Annotated in this window: 13 protein-coding genes and 1 pseudogene; 10 read left to right on the forward strand and 4 right to left on the reverse strand. The window is 38.8% G+C overall.

The features are described 5' to 3' along the window. Positions 1 to 157 precede the first annotated feature (157 nt). The 4 genes and pseudogenes from ACFFHF_RS12545 to ACFFHF_RS12560 all read left to right on the forward strand — a co-directional run. Positions 158 to 568 (forward strand): annotated as a pseudogene (locus ACFFHF_RS12545) (manganese catalase family protein); the annotation flags it as partial. Between the two features lie 225 nt (positions 569 to 793). Next, complete coding sequence (gene hutH, locus ACFFHF_RS12550) at positions 794 to 2,284, forward strand: histidine ammonia-lyase (protein WP_340903372.1); 1,491 nt, start codon at positions 794 to 796, stop codon at positions 2,282 to 2,284. Between the two features lie 55 nt (positions 2,285 to 2,339). Continuing rightward, positions 2,340 to 4,010, forward strand: a complete 1,671-nt coding sequence (gene hutU, locus ACFFHF_RS12555; protein WP_340903373.1) for a urocanate hydratase — start codon at positions 2,340 to 2,342, stop codon at positions 4,008 to 4,010. A gap of 24 nt (positions 4,011 to 4,034) precedes the next feature. Next, a complete protein-coding gene (locus ACFFHF_RS12560; RefSeq protein WP_340903374.1) occupies positions 4,035 to 4,145 on the forward strand; it encodes an arginase family protein in 111 nt (36 codons plus the stop codon). 51 nt (positions 4,146 to 4,196) lie between these two features. On the opposite strand, the gene ACFFHF_RS12565 is transcribed toward ACFFHF_RS12560, so the two are convergent. After that, positions 4,197 to 5,195: an LLM class flavin-dependent oxidoreductase gene (locus tag ACFFHF_RS12565; RefSeq protein ID WP_340903375.1), complete on the reverse strand. Its 999-nt coding sequence runs from the start codon at positions 5,193 to 5,195 to the stop codon at positions 4,197 to 4,199. A 133-nt stretch (positions 5,196 to 5,328) separates the two neighbouring features. Here ACFFHF_RS12565 and ACFFHF_RS12570 point away from each other — a divergent pair, with 133 nt between their 5' ends. Further along, positions 5,329 to 6,327, forward strand: coding sequence for a glycosyltransferase (locus ACFFHF_RS12570; protein WP_160547888.1), 999 nt, complete (start codon positions 5,329 to 5,331; stop codon positions 6,325 to 6,327). Positions 6,328 to 6,414: 87 nt separating this feature from the next. Beyond that, a complete protein-coding gene (locus tag ACFFHF_RS12575; RefSeq protein ID WP_160547889.1) occupies positions 6,415 to 6,588 on the forward strand; it encodes an asparagine synthase in 174 nt (57 codons plus the stop codon). Positions 6,589 to 6,689: 101 nt separating this feature from the next. On the opposite strand, the gene ACFFHF_RS12580 is transcribed toward ACFFHF_RS12575, so the two are convergent. Continuing rightward, a complete protein-coding gene (locus ACFFHF_RS12580; protein WP_340903376.1) occupies positions 6,690 to 6,860 on the reverse strand; it encodes an SE1832 family protein in 171 nt (56 codons plus the stop codon). Between the two features lie 87 nt (positions 6,861 to 6,947). Here ACFFHF_RS12580 and ACFFHF_RS12585 point away from each other — a divergent pair, with 87 nt between their 5' ends. Further along, complete coding sequence (locus tag ACFFHF_RS12585; protein WP_160547890.1) at positions 6,948 to 7,133, forward strand: hypothetical protein; 186 nt, start codon at positions 6,948 to 6,950, stop codon at positions 7,131 to 7,133. A 34-nt stretch (positions 7,134 to 7,167) separates the two neighbouring features. Here ACFFHF_RS12585 and ACFFHF_RS12590 read toward each other — a convergent pair whose 3' ends face one another. Further along, complete coding sequence (locus ACFFHF_RS12590) at positions 7,168 to 7,353, reverse strand: hypothetical protein (protein WP_160547891.1); 186 nt, start codon at positions 7,351 to 7,353, stop codon at positions 7,168 to 7,170. 127 nt (positions 7,354 to 7,480) lie between these two features. Here ACFFHF_RS12590 and ACFFHF_RS12595 point away from each other — a divergent pair, with 127 nt between their 5' ends. Continuing rightward, complete coding sequence (locus ACFFHF_RS12595; RefSeq protein WP_377058298.1) at positions 7,481 to 8,740, forward strand: erythromycin esterase family protein; 1,260 nt, start codon at positions 7,481 to 7,483, stop codon at positions 8,738 to 8,740. A 41-nt stretch (positions 8,741 to 8,781) separates the two neighbouring features. Here ACFFHF_RS12595 and ACFFHF_RS12600 read toward each other — a convergent pair whose 3' ends face one another. Continuing rightward, a complete protein-coding gene (locus tag ACFFHF_RS12600) occupies positions 8,782 to 9,027 on the reverse strand; it encodes a YkuS family protein (RefSeq protein WP_160547893.1) in 246 nt (81 codons plus the stop codon). Between the two features lie 222 nt (positions 9,028 to 9,249). Between ACFFHF_RS12600 and ACFFHF_RS12605 the strand changes: the two genes are divergently transcribed. After that, entirely contained in the window at positions 9,250 to 9,378 is a 129-nt protein-coding gene (locus tag ACFFHF_RS12605; protein WP_340903379.1) for a hypothetical protein, read from the forward strand. A 229-nt stretch (positions 9,379 to 9,607) separates the two neighbouring features. Then, positions 9,608 to 10,444 (forward strand): rhamnulose-1-phosphate aldolase, encoded by an 837-nt coding sequence (rhaD, locus tag ACFFHF_RS12610; protein ID WP_160547894.1) that lies wholly within the window; start codon positions 9,608 to 9,610, stop codon positions 10,442 to 10,444. Positions 10,445 to 10,870: the final 426 nt, after the last annotated feature.

The following is a 10,870-nucleotide window of genomic DNA, read 5'->3' on the forward strand; positions in this document are numbered from 1 at the left end:
AAAACAGCTGGCTTCTTGGCAGGAGAATCATGCCTGCAGAGGCTCCATGTCAAGCAACATGGCCTTTTTGAAGAATAATGAAAGAAATCTATAAAATAAAAAACTGAGGAAATGAAAGAATAAGAGATTTATTGTCCAAAATTCGGGGGTTAATCCGGTTGGTCTGTTAACAGACATAGGAACAGAGGAATTTGCCCACTTAGAAATGATTGCAACGATGATTTATAAGTTAACAAAGGATGCGACACCCGAGCAATTAAAGGCTGCCGGTATATCAGATCATTACGCCAATCATGATTCGGCTATCTTTTATCATAATGCTGCTGGGGTTCCTTTTACTGCTTCGTATATTCAAGCAAAGGGTGATCCTATTGCCGATCTCTACGAGGATATCGCAGCAGAAGAAAAGGCAAGAGCTACGTATCAATGGATTATAGATATGTCAGATGATCCTGATTTAAATGATTCACTCCGCTTTTTAAGGGAAAGGGAGGTCATTCATTCGCAAAGATTTCGTGAGGCTGTTGAGCTATTGAAGGAAGAAAGAGATCGAAAAAAGATATTTTAAAATAATAAAACAAGAGATTCCAGGTGAAAAGTAAAGCTGGCATCTCTTGTTTTTTCATGCTCTGTCCCTTTATCAGAGTAGTAAACTACCATTCTAATATACTAAAATTTACCAATTTTCTATTGACCTTTCTAAAAACACCAACTTACAATAGAATTATAAAAACTTTCAGAATATATTATTTGAATGTTAGTCACTTAAAGAGGTGAAGGTGGAGGGAGCATCATGAAGGTTGTGTTAACAGGTCAATCCTTAACGCTTGCGCAAGTAAAGGATGTTTGCTATGGCTTTGCGACGGTAGAGATAGAAGAAGCAAGTATGAGGAAAGTTGAGGAATCTCGATACTCTGTCGAGGAAATTGTATCAAGAAAGAAAACGATCTATGGAATTACTACCGGCTTTGGGAAATTTAGTGATGTCATGATTGCGGAAACAGATGTGAATGATTTGCAGTTAAATTTAATCCGCTCTCACGCATGTGGAGTGGGTGATCCATTTCCAGAAATTGTCTCACGTGCAATGGTGCTCCTCCGTCTAAATGCTCTTCTCAAAGGATTTTCAGGAGTAAGGGTAGAGATCATTAAACAGCTTCAAACCCTATTAAATGAGCGAATCCATCCGGTTGTACCCCAGCAAGGCTCGTTGGGCGCATCAGGAGACCTAGCTCCTTTATCACATTTAGCACTCGTACTTATTGGTGAAGGACAAGTGCATTTTGAAGGTGGAATATATGAAGCGAACCTCGTTCTAAAAGAAAAAGGAATTCAACCTATTTCTTTAAAGGCAAAGGAGGGTTTGGCCTTAATTAATGGAACACAAGCAATGACAGCGCAGGGCGTTATTAATTGGATTGAATCAATGAGATTGTTTTACCAAAGTGAAATGATTGCAGCTATGACGTTTGAAGGTTTAGAAGGAATCATTGATGCCTTTCATCCAGCTATTCATGAGGCTCGTGGATATGTGCAACAAACAGAAGTTGCTGCAAGAATGTGTGAGCTACTTAAAGAAAGTAAGCTTATCACAAATCAAGGTGAAAAGAGAGTTCAAGATGCGTATTCTTTACGATGCATTCCTCAGGTACATGGTGCGACGTTACAAGCGCTTGATTATGTAAAGGAAAAGCTCGAAATTGAAATGAATGCAGCAACCGATAACCCGCTAATCTTTAATGGTGGTCAGATGGTCATATCAGGTGGGAATTTCCACGGTCAACCAATCGCGTTTGCTATGGATTTTATGAAAATTGCCATGGCTGAACTCGCTAATATTTCAGAGCGTCGAATTGAACGGCTCGTAAACCCGGGATTAAATGACCTTCCACCGTTTTTAAGTCCTCAACCTGGATTACAGTCTGGAGCAATGATTATGCAGTATTGTGCAGCTTCCCTCGTTTCTGAAAACAAAACTCTAGCCCATCCAGCAAGTGTAGACTCTATACCATCCTCTGCCAATCAAGAAGACCACGTAAGTATGGGAACTATCGCTTCAAGGCACGCTTATATGATTATTCAAAATGTGCGACGTGTCCTAGCCATTGAATGCATATGTGCCCTTCAGGCCGTTCAATACAGAGGGATTGAAAAAATGGCACCAGTCACCCTAGCTTTTTATAAAGAAGTAAGAAAAATCGTCCCATCAATTGATAGTGATCGAGTGTATTCAAAAGATATTGAGGAAATGGCTGCCTGGTTGAAGAAAAGGGATATAAGATGAACAATAATTCCAAAATAACCACCACACACTGAGTCAAAAAAGGAGGATATGTTCAATGAATACTAATCAAAATCGTGTAGTTATAGCCAAAAGAGGAAATGAAATGGAGTGCAAAGGTTGGGAACAGGAAGCGGCACTTCGCATGCTTTGTAATAATTTAGATCCTGATGTGGCGGAGAAACCGGAGGAGCTTGTCGTGTATGGTGGAATTGGAAAAGCTGCTCGAAATTGGGAGGCATTTGACGCAATCGTTGAAACGTTAAAAAGGCTTGAAAACGATGAAACGTTGCTCATTCAATCCGGGAAACCTGTAGCCGTTTTCAAAACACATGCGGCTGCACCTCGTGTTCTTTTATCCAATTCCGTCATTGTTCCAAAGTGGGCAAACTGGGAACATTTTCACGAGTTGGATCAAAAGGGACTCATGATGTATGGACAAATGACGGCAGGTAGTTGGATCTACATTGGAACGCAAGGGATTTTACAAGGTACGTATGAAACGTTTGCTGAGTTAGCTAGGCAGCATTTTGGTGGTTCCTTACAGGGTACCATCACCTTAACTGCAGGTTTGGGTGGAATGGGAGGCGCTCAGCCTTTGGCAGTTACGATGAACCGAGGAGTCTGTATCGCGGTTGAGGTTGACGTAGAGCGGATACAAAAAAGAATCAAAACGAAATATTGTGATCGAGTTACACACTCCATAGATGAGGCAATTGCCTGGGCACTGGAGGCGAAGTTAAAGGGCTTACCACTTTCCGTTGCTCTCGTTGGTAACGCTGCTGATGTTCATCACAAACTGTTACAAAAGAAGATTCCTATAGACATAGTGACCGATCAAACATCCGCGCATGATCCGCTTAATGGTTATATTCCTAGTGGTCTTTCATTAGAGAATGCTCAAAAACTTCGAAATTCGGATCCTGGTAAATATATTAGTTTGTCAAAAAAATCTATGATGTCACATGTTCAAGCAATGCTTGAGTTTCAAAGAGTTGGCTCCATTACTTTTGACTACGGTAATAATATTCGACAGGTGGCGTTTGATGAAGGGGAACCAAACGCATTTGATTTTCCAGGCTTTGTACCTGCTTTTATTCGACCATTGTTCTGTGAAGGAAAAGGTCCGTTTCGCTGGGCAGCTTTATCAGGGGACCCCAATGATATTTACCGTACTGATCAGTTAATCAGAGAGCTTTTTCCTGAAAATGAACCATTGCAAAGATGGATTACCATGGCTCAAGAAAAGGTGAGTTTCCAAGGCCTTCCGTCTCGTATTTGCTGGTTAAGATATGGTGAACGAGTGAAAATGGGCCTTGCGATTAATGAGTTGGTGAAGAAAAGAGAGCTAAACGCACCAATCGTTATTGGGCGTGATCATTTAGATTGCGGCTCAGTGGCATCTCCAAACAGAGAGACAGAAGCAATGAAAGATGGAAGTGATACTGTAGGTGATTGGGCTATTTTAAATGCATTAATCAATGTGGCTGCAGGCGGTTCTTGGATTTCTGTTCATCATGGAGGCGGTGTTGGCATGGGCTATTCTCTGCATGCCGGAATGGTTGTTGTAGCTGACGGGACAGAACTAGCAGAGGAAAGACTACAACGTGTGTTAACGACGGATCCTGGTATGGGAATTGTCCGCCATGCTGACGCGGGATATGAAAAGGCTATAGAAGTGGCAAAAGAAAAAGACGTGGATATTCCGATGCTCCGTCAGAAAAAATGATATTTTCAGAGAAAGGTGATTACGATGTACGATTTGAAAGCAATGGATATTGTTGAAGTTGATCCATCTAAAGATATTCGTGATATGACAACAAGACTTGCTGCCTATACAATGCTGAAGTTTATGTATTTGTAAGGTTTATATAATAGAAAAGGAGTAGCTTTTCAAATAGCTACTCCTTTTCTATTATTTTCTTAAAGCATCTGCGACAATCTCGTATGAGTTCAGTCTTGCTTCGTGGTCAAATATTTGTGTATGAATCATTAATTCGTCTGCTTGTGTGTCATGTAAAAAGTCCTCGAGCTTTGCTTTTACCGTGTCACGGTCCCCGACTATTGGTTCACCAAACTGCTGAATGAGTGTTTGCTTTTCATACGGACTCCAAATCTCATCCATGTTATCAACAGGTGGTGGAAGCTGACCAGGGTTACCTCTAATCAGATTAAGAAATTGTTGCTGCATGCTGGTTGCTAGTTTTTTCGCTTCTTCACCAGTATCTGCCGCAACGACATTTGCCGCAACCATTGCGTATGGTTTGTCTAACACTTCAGAAGGACGGAAATGTTGGCGGTATAATTGCAAAGCAGGTAAAGTGTATAAAGGAGAAAAATGGCTAGCAAAGGCGAAAGGAAGCCCTAGTTGTCCGGCAAGTTGCGCACTAAAACCGCTTGACCCAAGAAGCCAAATAGGAACCGTTTGACCTTCTCCAGGAAAGGCACGGACCCTTTTATCATCACTCGGTATGAAATAGGATTGTAATTCCTCTAGTTGCTCAGGAAAATCGTTTCCATCACTTCTTCTCTCTCTTCTTAATGCATGAGCCGTGATTTGGTCGGTTCCAGGAGCACGGCCAAGTCCTAAATCAATTCGGCCAGGAAACAATGCTTCAAGTGTGCCAAACTGTTCTGCGATAACAAGAGGAGCATGGTTAGGCAGCATAATTCCTCCTGAACCAACACGGATTTTTGACGTATGACCAGCCACATGAGAGATAACGACTGAGGTGGCTGCACTAGCTATTCCTGGCATATTGTGATGCTCTGCTAACCAATAGCGATGGTAACCTAATGATTCGACATGCTGAGCTAGAGCGGCTGAATTACGCAACGCTTGTGATGCAGATCCTCCTTGTACAATGGGAACTAAATCCAATACAGAAAGAGGGATATTTTTATTTTCAATCATACTTATCATCTTCTTTCGTTTTCCTAAATAATGAACAGTTGTATTTTAGCAAGTAATTGATACTTATCAAAATAATTTGCCTTATAAATATGTTAAAATCATTTTATTGAATGATGTATTGGGGTTGGAATAAATGACAAAAGTCGGTTTAGTTATGAGAAAGATACAGTTTAGTGAGGCACAAGGTCCTCGAATATTTGCTGAACGTTTAAAAGATATCTCAAGAGAACTGGGGATAGAAATCGTATTTATTTCTCCTGAAAGACATGTAAGTGGATATGATTGGCTTCCAGGTTATGAACATGAAAAAGGAGACCTTGTCAATTATGATATCGTCTTAGACCAAATCTATTCCCAAAATATAGACCATGTGATTTATACAGTCTCTGGTTTTACTTTTTTAAATATGTTTTTAAAGAATAGTGTTTTATTTCCACATAGCTTCCCAGATCCAGCATTAACAGGATATGAAATGATGAAGCCGTTTTACTCTATTGTGGACAAGGCCATCGTTCAAACAGAATTTTTAAAAGGGGAAATGGCGAGAAACTTTGGTGTTCACGATGTGACTGTTATACCCATTGGCTTTAATGAAGAGATGGCAACCAAATATTATGACCCCTCCCAAGTAGTAAACAATCGACTCCTGTGGATTGGAAGAGATGAAGAAAACAGGCGTCCCGATCTAGTAATTGAGTATGCAAAGCAAAATCCTCAAACGGAAGTATTTATGGTTTTTGGGGGTGAGCGATACAGGGAAAGTATGAAAAAATATGACATCCCTTCTAATGTGAAACTACAATTTGCTCTTTCACAAGACGAAGTTTTTACTTTGATGAATTCTTCCAAAGTGTACTGGAGCAGTTCAAAGTTTGACACATTTGCCATGCCTTTAACCGAGGCACTATCTATGGGAAAGATTGTAGTTAAGCCTGAACATCCTTGCTACAACCATATTAGTGCACCACATTCCTTTGCTGGTAATGAGAAAAATTGGTTTGAGCTGGTAAATATGGCATTACATTCTCCTAGCCAAACATCAAGCGCCAATCGAGACTATGCGTTTAGTGCATTCTCTAGTACTGTAATGAAAAAAGGATATGAAAAATTTTTCGAGGGTTGGATAAAATAAAGTTGCTAGCATAACAACCTATCCGATAAGTGAACAATAAGGAGGGTGTAACATCACCCAATAACGATGTGTGGAGGGATTTGAGCGATGAATATACGCGAAGGATTAATTCCAACTGCATTAGGTTCTGCTGTGACTGCTACTGGTTATGCATTGAAACAAAAACGTGGATCCAACAAAATGGTTGCAAATACGGTTTTTGGTTTCGGCTTAGCACATGTCGTTTTAGGGGTCATTGACTTAGTGCAACACCGTCGTTAAAAGAAACGGGCAGCGAAGGCTGTCGTTTTCTCTTTTAAATGTTTACAATAATAATTTTATGTAAATTAAAAAAGTGGCTTTTAAAAAGAGCCACTTTTTTCTTATTTTTCCATCGAATGATAGTAGGCTAATTCTTTCTCAATTTCCTGTAGCCTTCCCTCAAGTTTTTCAACAGATTGATTAAAGGTTTCAAGCTTTTCAATATCGTTTTGAATTTGTACATATTCCACTTTAAGTTCTGAAATCTTTTGTTCAATTTCTTGATTGGTCATGAATTTACACCTCTTTCTAATTTTTCGTGCATAGTTTTAGTGTAGCGCAGAAACCTAAAATGTACAAAATAGTAAGGAGGTATGAAAATGAGTGACTGGAATGAACAAGCGGCACCAAACAATAATCTTTCTCCTAAAACCATTCGTACATCAAAGCTTGTGGGACAGAAGAGTTTAAACACCCATGAATTTTCAGAAGAACTAGCAGATGGCGGGGAAAGAGATGATCTAATTAACAAGCAATTAAAAAGCCACCAGCCAGGTATGGGCTGACCTCTTCGTTAAAGCACCCTTATGGGGTGCTTTTTTATAAGTTTTCGTTTTGTTGTTTAATTTCATCTCCCGTAATGATTTGGTTTGCTAATTCTTGATCTTTGTGCTCATCAACGGAATCGCCAGGAATATTTTTTAAATTAGGAAAACCACCGCCATTTTGGATGGTCACTTGGTTTTGCCTGGCTGCATTGGTTAAGTATTCGTTATTTTTTTTCAACCTTATCATCTCCTTTTTTATAGGCTTTGACAATTTTCTCTTGTTTATGCGATAGGTGTTCTGCAGGAATTTCCATGCTTTATTCATCTTTGTATGGAAAATATAAAGCTATAATAGGAGGGGACATATGCGCATTAATGACAAAAGAATTAAGGATATTCAAAATCATTCCGTTCGTTTTGACACCTATGAAGATTTATCCGAAATAATTGAGGTAGCTGGGGAAGCAGACTATGTTTTATTAGGAGAGGCAACCCATGGTACCAGTGAATTTTATAAAATTCGAGCTGAAATCACAAAGAAATTAATAGTAGAAAAGGACTTCTCCTTTGTTGCTATCGAGGGAGATTGGCCGTCTTGTTTTACGGTCAATGAGTATGTAAAGGGCTATCGTGATGGTGAAGTAAAAGAAGCTTTTTCTCATTTTAACCGCTGGCCGACATGGATGTGGGCAAATGAAGAAGTTTTGGATTTTATCAATTGGTTAAAGCAGCATAACGAAAGGACTCATTCCCAAGTTGGTTTTTATGGAATTGATGTGTACAGTCTTTGGGAGTCGATGGATGAGATCATTTTCCAGCTAGAAAAAGTGTCACCTTCTCTAGTGGAACCAGCGAAAAAAGCTTTCGAATGCTTTGAACCATTTAACCGAAAAGCGGAAGACTATGCGGTGTCTGCCGCATTTTATGGTGAAGGTTGTACAGAGGAAGTGCTAAATGTTTTAGTAACGCTTCAACAAAATAAGTTTAAATATGATGGGAGTAATGAGCAAGGGTTAAATATCGATATAAACAGCTTGGTGATGTTAAATGCGGAGCGATATTATCGGGCCATGGCTAAAAGGGGACCAGATGACTGGAATATACGAGATGGTCATATGGTAACCGCACTTGAAAAAATCATAGCAACACACCCCAAAAAGGCGAAATGCGTAGTGTGGGAGCATAATACCCATTTAGGAGATGCACGTGCTACAGATATGGCGGAGGAAGGATTAGTAAATGTTGGCCAATTGTTAAGAGAGAAACATGGAAATAGTGTATATTCAGTTGGTTTTGGTACACATCGTGGAACGGTAATTGCTGCACGCGAGTGGGGAGGAACGGTTGAGGTGCTCCCTGTTCCAAATGCCAGAATGGGAAGCTGGGAGTATTTACTCCATGAAGCTGGTCCTTTTAATAAATACTTTCTGTTTGATGATCATAACAGAGAGCTGTTTAATGATGTCATAGGCCATCGTGCCATCGGGGTAGTATATAATCCTGAAGTAGAGCATTTAGGGAATTATGTTCCAACTAGAGTTTCAGACCGGTACGATTGTTTTATACATGTGGATGAAACAAGAGCCTTAACCCCATTATTTACAAAACAAGCTGTTAAAATATGAAATCGGTTGGGTTTTCCCAACCGATTTCTATTGTTTTCTGCTTATTTTCCCATTCTTTGCTCAACCTGACGACATACCTCATCAGCAGAAAGACCGTTTGCTTCAATTACTGGCCCTTGAATGCTAGTATCAGACATTCCCATTACGTTTGAGTCAATCCCAGTAACTACACAGCATTCACAGCCTTGTACATCAGATTCTTGTTTTAGTTCAATTACATCGTATCCTTTTTCACGAAGGGCGCTCGTGATATTCGATAATGATTCTTCAACTCCAACTCTTGGCATATGTACCACCTCCTCCAACTCTAAGTTTCCCAAATGAATGTGGTTTAATTCCATCTTTTGTGTGATTGAAAGGGTGTGCTAATGAAACCATTTAATATATAACCGTATATAAGCATGCTGGTCCAAATTCCTATCTGGCAGAATACAAATCAAATTAATAGGATTCTTGGTTAATCACATAATAAAACGGTCATGTTCTATCATTATCTGGAGGGGAAAGTCATGAGCAAAGCAGAAGAATTGAAACAGGAATTGCAGGTCTTGTCTGGTCGGCGTGAAAGGATGCAGAAGAACCTTTATGAAGTGGAAAAACGTATTAATGAGATTGTTAAGGAATTAAAAAAATACTAAACGGAGTGGGAGTGTCCCTGTTGATTCAGCAGGAGGCACTTCCATTAGCTTTCTAACCTCCGTGCGTACATTCTTACTTGATTGTTTTTGTATGGGTTTTTGACAGAATTATGAACAAAACAAAAATAAACAAATATATATTGTTTGGTTTTGTTGATTTATCTTTTGTCTGAGTGTATTATAATGGTATAAACAAACAAAAACAAAAACAAAGAATCAGGTGAGTATAATGAATAAAGATATTTTACAATCTAAATTTGTTAAGGAAATGAAAGATGCTACAGCTAATTTATATCGTCTAGGCTGGGATGAAAGAAATGGTGGTAACATTAGTTATTTATTAACAATGGAAGAAGTATATCCATATCTAGATGGAAATAAAAAGGTCCGTACTATACCAATGAATTTTAATGCTTCTTCTCTAGCTGGGCGATATTTTATTGTAACTGGTTCAGGAAAATATTTTAAAAACGTAACGAATGATCCAGCCGTAAATCTTGGGCTGATCCGAATCACCGAGGATGGCCGAAATTATGACATTCTATGGGGCTTTGAAGATGGAGGCGTAGCAACGAGTGAATTACCTACACACTTAATGAACCATATGAAACGCTTAGCTGTAGACCCAAACCATCGAGTAATCATGCACTGCCATGCTACTCATTTGCTAGCAATGACTTTTACACACAGTCTCGACGAAAAAGATTTTACAAAAACTCTTTGGGAAATGTGTACAGAATGTATCGTTGTTTTCCCAGATGGTGTTTCTATTATCCCTTGGATGGTTCCAGGAACAGATGCAATTGGTGAAGAGACAGCTGTGAAAATGGAACATACAAGACTTATACTATGGCCTCACCACGGGGTATTTGGAGCAGGAACGACAATAGACGAAACGTTCGGATTAATCGAAACCGCTGAAAAAGCAGCAGAGGTATACACAATTGTTTGTTCACAAGGCGGCAAGAAACAAACCATTTCTGATAAACAACTTCAAAGTTTAGCTGATGCATTTAAGGTCATTCCAAGAGAAGGGATATTGGAGCTAACCAATGCTAATAAATAACTGAAAAGAATTATGAACCATTTGTAAGGATGAAACCTTCGAATGGTTTTTTTTTTATTTTGTATATAGGAATTAAATTAGATCGATATAATAATTAACGATATGTTTCCAGTGTCCAGTAATGAATCAAATTAGTGTTAGAATCCAAAAAGAAAGTAAAAAAATGGTTGATAATGCTTTATTTTAATAAGAACTAGCGCAACTTTAATTAACACACAATTGAGAATCTTTTAAAAAATAGTTGTTTTACTCAATTTATCTGTTATATACTATAAACACAGAGAAATTATGGATATAAATTAGATCACTAGTGTTGCATTAATTTAATTTCACTATTAAAAATACTCAAAATGTTCAACTTTATTATATTGTGCAAAGAAAAAGTCCTTTATAATGGATAAGTCAGGTGGTAACCCGTCCAAATCC

Origin of the sequence: Robertmurraya beringensis (assembly GCF_042433785.1) — a bacterium.
GTDB classification, from domain to species: Bacteria; Bacillota; Bacilli; order Bacillales; family Cytobacillaceae; genus Robertmurraya_A; species Robertmurraya_A beringensis.

Coding starts and splice junctions, on each gene's coding strand:
- hutU (WP_340903373.1), top strand. CDS start 2,340: ATGAATACTAATCAAAATCGTGTAGTTATAGCCAAAAGAGGAAATGAA.
- ACFFHF_RS12570 (WP_160547888.1), top strand. CDS start 5,329: ATGACAAAAGTCGGTTTAGTTATGAGAAAGATACAGTTTAGTGAGGCA.
- hutH (WP_340903372.1), top strand. CDS start 794: ATGAAGGTTGTGTTAACAGGTCAATCCTTAACGCTTGCGCAAGTAAAG.
- ACFFHF_RS12565 (WP_340903375.1), bottom strand. CDS start 5,195: ATGATTGAAAATAAAAATATCCCTCTTTCTGTATTGGATTTAGTTCCC.
- ACFFHF_RS12585 (WP_160547890.1), top strand. CDS start 6,948: ATGAGTGACTGGAATGAACAAGCGGCACCAAACAATAATCTTTCTCCT.
- ACFFHF_RS12575 (WP_160547889.1), top strand. CDS start 6,415: ATGAATATACGCGAAGGATTAATTCCAACTGCATTAGGTTCTGCTGTG.
- ACFFHF_RS12605 (WP_340903379.1), top strand. CDS start 9,250: ATGAGCAAAGCAGAAGAATTGAAACAGGAATTGCAGGTCTTGTCTGGT.
- ACFFHF_RS12560 (WP_340903374.1), top strand. CDS start 4,035: ATGTACGATTTGAAAGCAATGGATATTGTTGAAGTTGATCCATCTAAA.
- ACFFHF_RS12595 (WP_377058298.1), top strand. CDS start 7,481: ATGCGCATTAATGACAAAAGAATTAAGGATATTCAAAATCATTCCGTT.
- ACFFHF_RS12580 (WP_340903376.1), bottom strand. CDS start 6,860: ATGACCAATCAAGAAATTGAACAAAAGATTTCAGAACTTAAAGTGGAA.
- ACFFHF_RS12600 (WP_160547893.1), bottom strand. CDS start 9,027: ATGCCAAGAGTTGGAGTTGAAGAATCATTATCGAATATCACGAGCGCC.
- rhaD (WP_160547894.1), top strand. CDS start 9,608: ATGAATAAAGATATTTTACAATCTAAATTTGTTAAGGAAATGAAAGAT.